Below are 13,809 nucleotides of genomic sequence, written 5' to 3'. Positions count from 1 at the left end.
GCGTTGGGCTGCGAAGCGGCCCCATTGCAAGCGCCCGGGTTTGACCTGACACACCTAGGCGCCGGGTCCTGGGGCTGCTGCGCAGCCCAACGCGGGGCAAGCCCGCTCACCACAAGAAGCGAGCTCACCCCAAGAGGTCCTTTCACCATGAGAGGCGAGCTCACCCCCTAAGAGGTCCTTTCACCATGAGAGGCGAGCTCACCTCCCAAGAGGTCCTTTCACCATAAGAGGCCAGCTCACCCCAAAGAGGTCCTTTCACCATGGGAGGCCTGCCCACCATGAGAGGCCCTTTCACCCCAAGAGGCCCGCTCCCGCATTTTGATCTGCGCTCAGCCTGAAGGTTTTGCCATTACCGCTGCAAACAGCGGCGACTCCAGAAAGCGTTGCAACCAGGTTTGCAGCCTGTGATAAGGAGTACCGGCAAACCACTCGCGGTCCACATGGGCAAACTGGCGCACAAACGGTGCCAGTGCGACGTCGGCCAGGCTTAAATGCCCGGCCAGCAAGTAGTCATTTTCCGCCAGCAACCCCTCCAACTGCTGCAAAAACACCTCGCCTTCGGCCCGATAATGTTCCATCGGCTGCTGCGGGTAGCGTTCGGCATACTTGTATCGATTCAAGTGATGTTTGAACACCTGGTCATTCTCGGCAATCAGTTCCAGCACCCGCGGGTCACCCCCGAGCAACCAATCCTCAGGGTCATGCTGCGCCAAGGCCCATTGCATGATCTCCAGGCTTTCCTCGATCACCCGACCGTCGACGCACAGCACCGGTACCGTGCCCTTGGGCGATAGCGCCAGCATCGCGGCCGGCTTGGCCTTGAGGCTCACCTCGACGATCTGCACCGGCACGCCGCAATAGCGCAACGCCAACCGCGCCCGCATGGCATACGGGCAGCGCCGGAACGAATACAGCAGCGCCTCGCTCACTTGACCTCCAGGGTGCTCAAGCCATTGCCCTGGCGCTTGACCTGGATCTGCACCGGGATGCGTTCGTGCATCTCCTGCACGTGGGAGATCACCGCGACTTTGCGGCCCTGGGCCTGCAGGCCATCAAGGGCGTCCATCGCCAATTGCAGGGATTCGGGGTCGAGGCTGCCGAAGCCCTCGTCGATAAACAGCGACTCGATCTTCAACGTACTCGACGCCATCGATGCCAGGCCCAGCGCCAGGGCCAGCGACACCAGGAAGGTCTCGCCTCCCGACAGTGAATGCACCGAGCGCAGTTCATCGCCCATTTCCGTATCCAGTACCAACAGGCCGAGCATGCTGCCGCCGCGCTTGAGGCGATAGCGACGCACCAGTTGGCGCAATTGCACGTTGGCGTGGTGCACCAGCAGGTCGAGGTTGTAGGTCTGGGCGATCTTGCGGAAAGTGTCGCCGTTGGCCGAGCCGATCAGTGCATTCAGGCGGGCCCAGCGTTGCCATTCGTCATAAGCCCTGACGATCTGCTCGCCGAGGGCATGGTTGGCGTCCTGTCGGCGCTGGTCTTCGGACTGGCGCGCGCGCAGTTCGGCGCAGTGCTTCTCGCCCTCGGCCAGTTGCTGGTTGAGCGCGGCCAGGGTGCTGTCGAGGTGTTCGGCCTCCAGGTTGCCGTTGTGCAGGGCCTGGTGCTCGGCGAGGCGTTGCTCGCGTTCCTGCAGCAGGACCTTGGCCTGTTCGACGGCTTTTTCGCTGTGCTGCAACTGTTGGCGCAGCGCGTTGATGTGCGCCTCGTCGAGGGCCAGCAAACGGGCCAGGCCCACTTCGTCCAGTTCGGGGTGCAGCGCGCGCCAGTCCTGCAGGCGCGTGGCGAGACCCTGTTGCTCGGCTTGCAGCGCCTGCTGGCGTTCCTGCTGGGCCTTGAGGTCGGCGGCCAATTGGATCAAGGCGTCGCGCGTGTCCTGCAGTTGCTGGTTGGCGTCGGTTTCGCTCTGGCGTGACTGCGCCACCGCCTGGTCGAGTTGCTGCTGCCAGTGTTCGGCGCTGGAGTGCTCGCCGAGCAGGGCGCTGAGTTTTTCCTCGGCGGCCTGCCGTTGTGCGGCCAATTCCGCGACCTGCTGGAGCAGGGCGTCGAGTTGCTGCTGGCGATGTTGCTGGTGGGTTTGTTCTTTCTCGATGGCCTGCTGGCGCTCCTGCTGCTCAGCCAGTTCATCGCGCTGATGGCCCAGTTGCTCCAGGCGTTGGCTGACCTGCTGGTCCAACTGCATGAACGTCGCGGCCGGTTCGCGGCGCAAGCCTTCCAGGGTATCGGCGGGCAACAGGCTGGCGAAGGCGTTGAGTTCTTCGTCGAGGCGCTCGCGGTCGCTGGACAGCTCGCGCTGTTGGTCCACCAGCAACTGGCGGGCCTGCTGGCTGGCATCCTGGGCTGCCTGCAGTTGTTGCTGCAGGCGGCCGGCGTTTTGTTGCAGGTTGAGCAGGGCGCCTTGGCGCTGTTCGTCCTGGGCGATGTTCTGGGTCAGTTGGCTGAGTTGCTGGGTCAGCCAGTCGCTGCGCTTGGCCGTGTCCTGATTGAACAGCGCGGCCGCCAGCGGATGCGCATCCAGGCTCGGCTTGAGGCCTTGCTGTTGGCTGACCACCTGCTCCTGTTGTTGCAGGAATTCCTTTTGCTGGGCAATCAGGCCGCCGACTTCGCCGCGCAGCTCGGTGAGTTTTTCCTTGAGCGTGTCGACGGCTGTCTGCGCCGCCGCCTCTTCGCTGTCGTCATGCCGACCAAGGCTTTGCAGCAAGGCTTCGGGCTGGTGATACGGGTGCTCATGGCTGCCGCACACCGGGCACGGCTGGTCGTCCTGCAACTGCTCGCGCAACTCCTCGACGCTGGCACTGCGGGCCAGGCGCTGGCGTTCCAGCAATTGCTTGGTCACCGTCAGGGTTTGCTCGGCGACGGTCAGCTCGGCCTTGGCTTGCAGGCCGGCCTGGTTCAGTTGTTCGCGTTGTTGCTGGGCGTCCGCGAGTTTTTGCGTCAGCGCGCTCGCCTGCTGGTCCAGCTGTTGCTGGCTGTCCCACAACCGCGTGAGGTCTTCAAAGGCGCGCTGTTGCTTGCGATTGTCCTGTAGCAGGCTGGCCAGCAATTGGATCTGCTCGGCCACGGCATGGGGTTCGGCACCCGCTTCCTGATACAGCAGGTCCAGGGCGTCGCGTTGCTCGGCGAATTTTTCTGCGGCGCGGGTGGCCCGCTGTTCCAGTTGCGGCAGTTCGGCCTGGCCTTTGTTCAGGCGATTGCCAATCAGCATCAGCTGTTGCAGGCGGTCGCGATAGGCGCTCCAGGCATCGCTCAGTGGTGCGAGGGCGGCGCTGCGCTCAAGCTCGGCGGCCAGCCGCTGCAGGCGCTCGGCAACGTGGGTGTGCTTGTCCTGCAAGCCCTTGAGCAACGCCTGGCCTTCGGTGCAGGCGGTTTCTTGCTGGAGTTTGTCTTCGGTGCGCTTGGCCAGGTCCTTGGTCAAGTGGGCGAGGGTGTTGTGTTCGGCGAAGGCTTGCAGCAGCAGCGGGGCGGCGTCAGCTTGCTGCTTGAGGGCCTCGGCCAGCGCGGCGTGCGCGGCCGCCTGCTGCTGGAGTGCCTGCTCCTGGCGGGTCTGCAGCTCGGCCTGTTGCGCCAGATGCGCCTGAATCTGCGCGGCCAAGGGCGTGAGCAGATTGTCGAGTTCGGCCTGGCGCGCAAAGTGATGGCGCTGCGGCGCCAGTTGGTCCAGGCGGCTCAGGTCCTGGCGTTGCGGGCCCAGGCTGTCCCACTCGGCCTGGGCGCGCTGCAATTGCTCGGTCGCGCTGAGCTGGCGGTCTTGCCACTCACGCAGCTCCTTGAGCCAGGTGTGCTGCAGTTCCAACTGCTTGAGTTGCGCCTGTTGCGCCTTGAACTGCTGTTGGGCAGCGTTGAATTGCTCGTCGAGTTCGGCGCGGGCCTCGGCGGCCAGGGGCACCACACCGGTGGCCTGGTCCTGCAGGTGTTTGTGCGCGTCCTTGGCTTCCTTGGCCTTGTCGAACGCGCGGCGACCGAGCTGGGTGTAGAGCGCGGTGTCGGTGAGCTTTTCCAGCAGTTCGCTGCGCTCGTTGTCATTGGCCTTGAGGAACGCACTGAATTCGCTTTGCGCCAACAACACGGCGCGGGTGAACTGCTCGAAATTCAGGCCCAGGGCCAATTCCAGCTGGGTCTTGTATTCGGTTTTCTGGCTGGCCAGCAGTTGGTCGCTGTCGAGGTCGATCAGGCTTTGGCGGCTGTTCTGCAACTTGCCGCTGGCCTTGTCGCGGGCGCGATTGGCTTCCCAGCGCGCGCGATAACGACGGCCATTGACGCCGACGAAATCCACCTCGGCATAGCCGCCGCCGGTACCGCGTCGGACCAGGGTGCGCGGGTCACCGATGGAAATATCCGTGTCGGCGTCCGGCATCTTGGCCTGGCCGGTATCACCCAGGCGTGGCACCGCGCCAAACAGCGCCAGGCACAGCGCATCGAGGAGGGTACTTTTACCCGCACCGGTCGGCCCGGTGATCGCGAACAACCCGGCACTCGCCAGCGGCTCGGCGGTAAAGTCGATCTCGAACGGGCCGGCCAGCGAGGCGAGGTTTTTCAAGCGGATGGCAAGAATCTTCATGGCTGTTCCCCCGCGTGTTGCACTTCCTGGAGCAGCACGGCGAAATCCTTCAAGGTCTGTTCATCCACCTCGCTGCCGTAGCTGTCCTGCCAGGCGCGGCTGAACAGCTCCTGGGGCGTGAGCTGGTCGAGTTCGACCAGGCGTTCTTCGTCGGTGTCGTCACTGCCGCGCTTGCCTGCATAGTCGGCGGCGATGCGCACCAGGCGCACAGCCTTGCCTTGCAGCGCGGTTTCGATTTGCTGGCGCAGGTCCGGTTGCGGTTCGTCGAGGCGCACGCGCACTTCCAGCCACGGATGGCGCTGCGTTTCGGCGAGCAGGTCGATGTCGGGCAAGTCCGCCAGCTGTTTGAGGATGTCCGCCAGTGGCGCGGCCTCCAGGCGCTGCAGGTTGACCGAACGCGGGATCAGGAGCGGCTCGACACTCACCAGGCACTGGCCCTGGAAGGTCACATCGAGAATCTGATGCTTGTAGCCGATTTCGGAAAAAGACAGCGGAATCGGCGATCCGCTATAACGAATGCGCTCTTCGCCATTGACCCGTTGCGGCTTGTGCAAATGGCCGAGGGCCACATAGTTCACGCTGTTATCAAACAAGCTGGCCGGCAGCGCCTCGGCGTTGCCGATGATCAGGCTGCGCTCGGAATCTTCCGACACCGAACCGCCAGCCATGTGCGCGTGACTGATGGCTATCAACGGCTGGCCTTTTTTGCGTTTGGCATTGGCCGCCGCGATCAACCGTTCATGCACCTGGCCAATCCCCCGCAGGTAATCGTCGCCGAGGTGGGCGCCGGTGACTTCCGCCGGGCGCAGAAACGGCAGCGCCAGGCACCAGGCGGCGACCTTGCCGTTGGCACCGGGCAGCGGGATCAGCAGGCGTTCGGCGTCCAGCTCGCCATCCTCCAGCCACAACACGCGGCCCAGCGCATGAGTGCGCAGGCGCCGCATCAACGGCGCGGGCAGTTCGATGCGCGAGCCGGAGTCGTGGTTGCCGGCGATCATCACAATGGTCAGTTTCGGGTTTTGTTCGTGGGCGCTGATGATGAAGTCATACAGGCGCTCCTGGGCCTTGAGCGGCGGGTTGACCGTGTCGAAGATATCGCCGGCGATCAGCAGCACATCCGGGTGCTGGGTGCCGATCTGGCGCAGCAGCCATTCAAGGAAGCAGGCGTGTTCGAAGTCGCGTTCCTGGCCGTGCAGGTTTTGGCCAAGGTGCCAGTCGGAGGTGTGGAACAGACGCAAGGCGAACTCCGTGGGGAAGATGAAGAGGAGGGGGGAGTTTACCTGTAAATGGCGCGATTCTTTCACCCTCCGAATGCTCAACGGTGAACGTCAGGCGGGTTCGCCCTGGAAACCTCTGACTCAGGGGGAGAGATAGCGCATGGCCACAGACGCTATTCGTATCGTTTGTCGGCGCAGGACGGCAGTTGTTATTGCGTATATGTGCTTGTTTCAATCTTGAATCATCAGATGAACGGTCGCCTCACCTGTTAAATATGACAGTAGACAGCCTATTTTCGGCAGCGCTTACTGTCTGTGCGTGTTTAGAGCAGGACAATATTCAACTTCATTATCCCAAAGACAATGGCGAAGGGCTGGTGCGTGAACGTGGTGAGGAACTGATTATTCGCGCGGTGACTGAGTCTGAGGGTTAGTGTGATTTTCTAATAACTGAGGCTTATCTCATGTCAATTCCTGTAGCAACTAATGTGACGATTATCGGTGAGGCCGTTGCGGGTGCAGTGGTCCGCGGTAGTTATTTTTACGTTGATGATGTTCCCGAGCAAAACTCTATCTATCGCTGGTATATAGACGGCGTTAACTATCTCACTGCCAGAAGCCTCGACTTTCAAATCCAGGCCTCCCTCAGTGGGGCAAAAATCAGGTTTTCGGTAACGCCGATGAACGCCGATGGTGAAACCGGTATAGAAACTTTTTCGATGGAGATTGCCGTCGTAAACGGCTATCAAAATATCTCCGACGAAGAGCACCGTAATAGTTTTATGTCACAACGCGGTCATTGTTCTTATTATGTGCCCGACCCTAACGATAAAGTTTTCGTCGCCAGTGCGTTGGCTTTTTCGCTGACCGACGGCAAAACGCAAAGTGTGCATGTTAGAGGACGTGCTGATCATGCCGGTGAACCGCCACAGGCAATACGCGATTATCTGAAAAATAATCCAGCCACGCGTATGTTCTCGACCGAGCGGGATTTTGGTGCACTGGTCCCGGTCTTGGGCAGTACCAAGCGACTGTTGTTGTGGGGGACTAATATGGCCAATATTCCCCCGCAACTGGATTTGAATAACATTAAGTACGTGTATAGCAATCGCACCGCAGTGGCCTTTATTTACGACAATCCGGCGCCAGGGAAAAACACCATCGGTGCCTTTGGCAACGCCGCGAATGGCGGGGTGGTACCAGAGGATATTCAACGCAAACTGCTCTTCGATCTGCCCAAGGCAATCTATGCAACGGAATCTGCATTTTCAGTCGTCACTCTCAAGGGGAACGTCTATGCCTGGGGAAATGCTGCGGCCGGAGGCAGTATCTCGCAGGCGGCTGAGAACTATTTGATGGCGATGAAGGTTGAGCGGATTGTCAGCACTGCCGGTGCGTTTTGCGCCATTGGTCCGCAAACCGTCAATGACCCTGAAATCAAACACGTCGTGGCGTGGGGTGACGCAGCCAACGGCGGGCAAATCTCTTCCGAGGTCCTGACGTACATCCTTGACCAGGACGGTGTTGAGCAGGTGGTGGCTAACCGCAATGCATTCTGCGCCATTACCAAATACCGCAGAAGAGCGATCAGTTGGGGCGCTGCAGCCTATGGAGGCACCATGAATGAAGATGCCAAAAGACTCGCTGCCGGCGGCAATATCCTGTTATGCCGGGGGTCTGCCTGGGCGTTCTGCATGTTCAATAACTCCGGGCTGTCCGCCTCTTGGGGCCAGGCGGGTTACGGTGGGCTTGCCGGTCAAGACGATGGGCAAGAAAACGATGCGGGGAAAGTCTTTGAAAAAAGCGGAGAAAAGTACCGTATTGAAGCGCTCTTCGACGATATGCACGTCAACGATTGGTATCAACAACATCGCTCGCCGACACGCCACAACGCCACCTGTGATCCAAGTGCTACCCCAGGTGCCAACTTAGGCGAAATTGTCACCCCCAATGGCATCATCAGCCTTTACTCCAATGACTCCAGCTTCTTCATGGTTGCCAAGGAATCCGATGGGAGTACCAAGGATCTGTTTTCGTGGGGCCAGCCCACGGGAGGTGGCGCTATTCCACCCGCTACCCGGCAAGTGCTGATGGGCAGTCTAATAACGGATGTGCACTGCACGAATGGCGCCTATGGCGTGATTAGCACACAAGGCTCTGCCAGTGGCGCGGTCAACGCATTTGGCGGTGGCACTGCTTATCAGGATGCAGGTGACGTTCCGGGTGAACTGCAAGAGTACATGAGGGCAAATGTGAGTGGGTTGTACGCGTTGAAGTTCTTGCCGCCTTATGCCCCTACCGGCGCACGATCAGCGTCAGCCTTCGCCGCCAGGCGAACAGATGGACAGTACGTGGTGTGGGGGGGCGGAACAAGTGTGACGGATGAGTTGTATAACCCGGTCGATTCATGAGGGCGTACGTTTTGGACGGCGCTCAGCGGCTTGCGTTTTTGAAGGCCGTTGCGGAGGGCTGCCAACACTTTTTATTCCCAGAGTTGGAGAGTCAGTCATGAGTAACGTGAAGAAAAAGGCGGTTGTTGATGCAGTCCCCACTGCCAGTGAAGTGCAGGTTCTGGGCGATATCTTAGTGCACGCCACGGTGCGTGGTTTTTATCGGTATGACGCGAATGGTGCCAGCCATGAAGGGCTGTCAAGCTTTTATTGGTACCTTAATGGGCAACGCCTGGAGGCGGAAGGGCAGCGGGACTTCAACATCAGGCCTTCCGATGAGGGTAAGTATCTGCAGTTTTCGGTGGTGCCTGTTGACTCGAATAACGTAGCAGGCAGCGAATATTTTTCGCCTCAGTACCTAATTGTTTCAGGCTTCCAGGGTATATCGGACGAGGAAAACGAGTGGTGTTATCTAAAACAGCGCGGTAATTTTTCATTTCACGTCCCGGAACCCGCAGACAGGCTGTTTGTTTCCAGCGGTGGGGTGTTCGCGTTGCTTGAGCCCACCAGCGGCGATGTTCATTTGGAAGGACAGACCGGCTGGGGGTTGCCTGTGCCGCCCGCGATCGTGAACTTTCTAAAGAATAATAAAGCGATAAAGTTGTTTTCGGCAGAGTTCAGTTTTGCCGCCTTGGTGAGTGTCGGCAGTACCAATCAATTATTATGCTGGGGCAACACCGTTCCCCCGACGGCGCCTATTCTTCGGGGCGTAAAGTCGGTTTACAGCACCCGAAGTGCGTTTGCCGTGATCCATGACAATCCTGCTCCAGGCGCAAACAGTATTGCTGCGATTGGCCCGGTTAATAATCCGGCCTCGACGGTGCCTGACCAGATCCAGCGAGAGTTGTGGTTCGACCCGCCCGAAGCCATCTACGCCGCAGACGATGCATTTGCGGTTCGAACTCGAAACGGCAGGGTGTATGCCTGGGGGCAACCCAATAATGGCGGCAACATTCCGCCCGATGTGCGCGCGCAACTGGATGCGATGTTTGTGACTCGAATAGTCGCGTCGGCGGTTTCGTTCTGCGCCATCGGAAGAGATGGCGACATTGCGGTGTGGGGCGCCGTCGACGGTGGTGGAACCATTCCCTCTGATAGATTGGTCAGAATCCTCGACGATGGTGGTGTGCAATCGGTTATTGCCGCGACGGCATCGTTCTGTGCCATCACGCGAGATAGGCGTAGAGCGGTCAGTTGGGGCCGGGCTGCTGAAGGCGGCGATATGAATGCCAGCGCCGCTGCACTCGCCGCACGTGGCAACATCATTTTGTGCAGGTCCGCACGTTGGGCGTTTCTGATGGCCAACAGTAGCGGCCAGGCGGAGGCTTGGGGAGCGCCTCAATATGGCGGCGCGCCCTTGACGGCTCAAGAAAAAGACAGCTACAGACAGGTGATCGAGGGTGCAAACGCCGAACCGGGTTATCCTCGCCGGCGGGGCGAAAGCGCCGAAGCGCCGAGACTGCGCAGGAACGTTTCGTCCTCGGCGATCATTGTCGACGGTAATCTCAGCCTGTATGGCAACGATGTCAGCTTCTTTTTACTGAGCCGTCGTGATGACGGCACCACCAACGCTATTGTGCTGACAGGGCTGAACACCCATGGCGGGACAATGGACCCGGCGGTGCGCCAGATACTGATGGCCAGCCTGATTCGTGATGTCTACTGCACCAATGGTGCGTACGGCGTTATCACTACGCAGGGAGGTACCGACGGGGCGGTATCCGTCTGGGGAGCCACACTGGCGATGGAAGATGCCGGTGAGATTCCTCCAGAGCTGTCTGAATACCTGCTCAGCGGGGTAACGGAGCTGTACTCTATCAAGCGTTTCCCCTACGTGGTCCTGCCACCGCCACCTCCTCCTAGGCCTCCGCATACTGATCCTTCCTTTGCAGCACGTCGCGTCGATGGTACTTACGTATTATGGGGCGGGAATGTCAGGAACCAGTATTTCGACCCGAGGGCTGCACGCTAGCGCTGCTCTTTATCCAGTCGCCCACATAAACAACCCGCGCATGTCGCGGGTTGTTTATGCGGGCAGGTTGGGCATTTTCACCTATGCGAGGTGGCTCACTGCACGAGGGCTACCTCCCGTATTTGGATCTGGTCCATGAAAAAGGTGCTGGTTGCATTAATAGAGAACGCTATTTTTGCCTGCAGTGTTTGTGTGGGCGGGGTCGCAGCCGTTGTAAAGATATGGCTGAACTTCTCCCAATTGCGGTCCGGGGTCACGATCCTCGTAACCGTCGTGTCACCTAAGCTGATCTTGGCTGTCGTCTGGGAGGCACTACCGGTGGTTTTGCAATAGAAACTGACTTCGTATCGAGTGGCTGCCTTCAAGTTTTCAAAGGTTTTCTGTATGCCGGGTTCAATGGCCTCAAAGTTACTTTTGGTTGCGCGCCAGACGACATTTTCGGCGCCCTCAATCATCAGGTCTCCCTTGCCGTTGACGCTGTTCATCCAGCCGTTCCAGTTGAAGTTGTAGAAGTCGGTCAGGTCGCGGAAATAATCGACACGGACGTTGTAGATTCGCGTCGGGAAGGCTACGGCCAAGGCTTTACTCAGGCTTTGAGAGAATCCGACCCATACCTGGATGGTCAGCGAGGATCGGTCCATGAGCCGCTGGAGAGCCTCGATGGGGGTTGGCGGTTGCAGTCCGCCGATAGCGTCAGCCTCGCCCAGGCGGTGGGAGATATAGGTCATCTCGTGATAGGCGTCGCCGTTGTTCAATGTTCCGTGGTATTCCATCCAGATACGGCTGTCGGGATGAATGAACGGCCACACCGATGTCAGGGTGCGAGCCCCGGCTACCAACTGCGAAAGTACCAGGTCAACGGCGTCGCCGACGCCCTGGATAAACGGGGTGGGCAATCCGGTCAGCGGCAGCAGTTCCAGATTCAATATTTCCGACTCGTAGGGAATGGCACCGCGGAAAAAATGGTACTGCACGCTGATGCGGTTGCCGCCTTCGCGAATACCTTTGGCGATAAACTCACTTGGGATCGGGGCGCTGACCTCGTTGGTGACGGGGTCGCCCTGTACGTCTGTGGCGTAGCTACCAATGCCATCCGGGCTGAGCCAGTCGACAAAAATTCGATCGGTGGCGTGCATCGGCCGGAATTTCAACAACACGTTCGCGCCCGACAAGGCTGCCAAGGGGTCGAGACGATCCGGGAAGCGCTGGGCTTCAGCGACTTCCGGAGGCTCCAGTTCCACACCCGGGCCAACGGTGAGGTTCAGCACCTCCGAGCGCAACACCTGCCGGGGTGGTCCGACGCGTTCCAGGCTGTAGCTGATGCGCAGGCTGCCGTTGAGGTTGAAGTCGAGGATGGTGCGGCTGACCGGGAATGGCAGGGGCCGGCCGGCCGTTGCGGGGTTGATCAAGATGGTGCCATTGGCCGAGCCGCCCAGGGCCGAACCGACGCAGCTCCAGTGGTACACGTTGCCGTCTTGAGCCCCGAGGTAGGGCAAGGTCAGCACTACGTCAGGTCCGATGATGTGGTCCGGGTTGATATTGTTGCCTTCGGTACCTTCCAGTTGTGGCAGTGGCATGTCAGCGACACGCTCGCCCACTTGGGCGCCTACCTCAGTCGATTTGCGCGAGGTGACACCGTTGGTCACCACGTAGTAGAAATAAATCAGGCCCAGGCCGTTGAAACGTTGCAGGTCCTCCTTCTTCACACGGCGGCTGCCACCCTGGGCGCCCGCCAGTTGAGAGTCGATATAGGGGGTGCCGCCGCCGCCGGGTATGCGGCGCTCGATGTGCAGGGTCTCCAGCCAGTCGGGGTCGTGCGGTTCGTAGAAAGGTATGGTGACGGTAATGTCATGGGCTGGGTCAATCAAGCCCAGTTCGATCGGGTTGATCGTCACCCCCGGCATCAATACCGGCGTGCCGATCACGGTGACGGTGTTGGTGCCGGACTGGCCCAGGGATTCGCCACCGGCGGTTTGCCAGAGGAACGACACCCGGAACGAGCCGCCGACCAATTGTTGGATAATTTCACGGTCAACGGGCACCGTGGTCGAGCCTCGGTTGTTGTCTATCGCCGCCGGCAGCGCGAAGTCCCGCGTTGAGCCATCGGCCAGGGTGGCGAACAGGCTGACGAAAATCTGGTGCCGTGGGTTTGGCGCGGGGTTTTCTCGGACGGTGAAGACCAGTACTTCAAAGATCGAGTCGCTTTGGGTGTCGAAGTCGATCTGGTAGGACTCCTCGTCATCGACCAGGAAATTCGGTGCTTCCAGCAGGCTGGGGTCCAGTTCGCTCATCAGGATGTAAGGCTTGGAATACGCGTATTTTTCCCCGGACATGTTCTCCACCACATCCTGCACCCGAAAGCGCAAGTTCAGGGGCCCCATTAGGCCGCCCTGGAGGATGATGTCTTTGCTGACGAACACCCGGATCGGTCCGCCGCCGGCCGCCTCTGCAGGGCTGACGATGTGTATGACGAAGATGCCGTCCCAGGACAGTTCGATGCGGTCGTTCTGGCGGATATGTTTATACGGTTCGATCAGGCACCACACCCCGCGTTCGGCAATAGGCGGATTGATCGTCGAGCCTTCCGGCAAGCCCTCGACGGTCATCACCAGGCCGGTATGCCACGGGCAGCCCGGGTCAGTATCAGTGCCGCCGGGGCGAGTGGTCTTGATCAGGATGGTTTGCAGCGGCGAGGTGCTCTCCTGGCCGGAGCTGGGGCGCAATACCCGGCCGTAGATCTGTATCTCGCCTTCCGGAACGTGCTCTCTGGGCACGAACAGGCCATACCTTTGCTCGTCCTCGAAGACATTATCGGCCGCTACTGGGTTAAGCAGGTCCTCCAGGTAAAGGGCGTAAAAGTCGAAAAAGTTCCAATCGAACCACTTTTCAAACACGAAGTAGGCATATGGGGTGATATGGCGGATGGCCAGGCCGTACACGCCGTTTTCCGGGTAAAGGGTGGCGTGCAGGGGGATATGGGGGTAGGCGGAAAAAGGCGGGTCGAGGTCTTCGACCCGCCGAGGGCTGTTGGCCGTTGGATTGTGGGTGTTGTAGGCCACCATGTCCTGTGACAGCAGCAGCGGTGGGGCTTCATCACCGCGGGAATCGGCGGCGGGATCAACGGGTAGATTGGACATGGAACAGACTCCTTGCTGGAGGGGATGCGCGCGGAAACGGGCGCGCATGAGGCAAGGAAAATCAGACACCCGCCGGGGGTGGGCGTCTACCTGTCAGAATTGACAGTGGCGACGGATGGTCTGTCGTCTCCTGTGGGAGCGGGCTTGCTCGCGAATGCGGTGGGTCAGTCAGTGCAGGGGGAACTGATAGACCGCCTTCGCGGGCAAGCCCGCTCCCACATTTTTGACCCGTGGCCACCGTTGCCCAGCGATGCTTCAGGGATCTGGACGCCAACCGCGTCTAAGCCTATGTGGCCATGAGCTGCGAGTCCTCCACGGGCGATGAAGTTCTGCCTCGCTTGCGCTAACCCATGTGGGAGCGGGCTTGCTCGCGAAGGCGGTGGTCCAGTCAGTGCAGGGGTGACTGATAGACCGCTTTCGCGAGCCACGCCCCGGCCCCCGTTTTGTACACGGGGCAGGGTTTGCCCCC

General features: G+C 60.0%; 6 protein-coding genes. 2 read left to right on the top strand and 4 right to left on the bottom strand.

Features of this window, described 5'->3' with window-relative positions; all coding sequences use genetic code 11:
* Nucleotides 1–329: 329 nt before the first annotated feature.
* The 3 genes from QMX97_RS28760 to QMX97_RS28750 are packed head-to-tail and all read right to left on the bottom strand — an operon-like array spanning nucleotide 330 to nucleotide 5,802.
* Nucleotides 330–929 (bottom strand): glutathione S-transferase, encoded by a 600-nt coding sequence (locus QMX97_RS28760; protein ID WP_282398025.1) that lies wholly within the window; start codon nucleotides 927–929, stop codon nucleotides 330–332.
* Nucleotides 926–4,564, bottom strand: a complete 3,639-nt coding sequence (locus QMX97_RS28755) for an AAA family ATPase (RefSeq protein ID WP_282398024.1) — start codon at nucleotides 4,562–4,564, stop codon at nucleotides 926–928. Before QMX97_RS28755 ends, QMX97_RS28760 begins: the two co-directional genes overlap by 4 nt.
* Nucleotides 4,561–5,802 (bottom strand): exonuclease SbcCD subunit D C-terminal domain-containing protein, encoded by a 1,242-nt coding sequence (locus QMX97_RS28750; protein ID WP_065907877.1) that lies wholly within the window; start codon nucleotides 5,800–5,802, stop codon nucleotides 4,561–4,563. The genes QMX97_RS28755 and QMX97_RS28750 overlap by 4 nt, the downstream gene beginning before the upstream one ends.
* Before the next feature lie 443 nt (nucleotides 5,803–6,245).
* Here QMX97_RS28750 and QMX97_RS28745 point away from each other — a divergent pair, with 443 nt between their 5' ends.
* Nucleotides 6,246–8,192 carry a hypothetical protein gene (locus QMX97_RS28745; RefSeq protein ID WP_282398023.1) on the top strand — a complete coding sequence of 649 codons (1,947 nt, stop codon included), beginning with the start codon at nucleotides 6,246–6,248 and terminating at the stop codon, nucleotides 8,190–8,192.
* A gap of 97 nt (nucleotides 8,193–8,289) precedes the next feature.
* The gene (locus QMX97_RS28740; protein WP_282398022.1) at nucleotides 8,290–10,203 is read left to right on the top strand and encodes a hypothetical protein; all 1,914 of its coding nucleotides are present in this window, start codon (nucleotides 8,290–8,292) and stop codon (nucleotides 10,201–10,203) included.
* 95 nt (nucleotides 10,204–10,298) lie between these two features.
* On the opposite strand, the gene QMX97_RS28735 is transcribed toward QMX97_RS28740, so the two are convergent.
* Complete coding sequence (locus QMX97_RS28735; protein WP_282398021.1) at nucleotides 10,299–13,340, bottom strand: hypothetical protein; 3,042 nt, start codon at nucleotides 13,338–13,340, stop codon at nucleotides 10,299–10,301.
* Nucleotides 13,341–13,809 lie beyond the last annotated feature (469 nt).

It is taken from the genome of Pseudomonas sp. PS01298, from assembly GCF_029959745.1.
GTDB lineage: Bacteria > Pseudomonadota > Gammaproteobacteria > Pseudomonadales > Pseudomonadaceae > Aquipseudomonas > Aquipseudomonas aylmerensis.
The sequence above is the reverse complement of the archived record's forward strand: the minus strand, read 5'-3'. Positions and strand labels throughout refer to the sequence as shown.

Excerpts from the sequence above, each read along its gene's own strand:
- QMX97_RS28755 (WP_282398024.1), bottom strand. The coding sequence starts at position 4,564 with ATGAAGATTCTTGCCATCCGCTTGAAAAACCTCGCCTCGCTGGCCGGC.
- QMX97_RS28745 (WP_282398023.1), top strand. The coding sequence starts at position 6,246 with ATGTCAATTCCTGTAGCAACTAATGTGACGATTATCGGTGAGGCCGTT.
- QMX97_RS28740 (WP_282398022.1), top strand. The coding sequence starts at position 8,290 with ATGAGTAACGTGAAGAAAAAGGCGGTTGTTGATGCAGTCCCCACTGCC.
- QMX97_RS28735 (WP_282398021.1), bottom strand. The coding sequence starts at position 13,340 with ATGTCCAATCTACCCGTTGATCCCGCCGCCGATTCCCGCGGTGATGAA.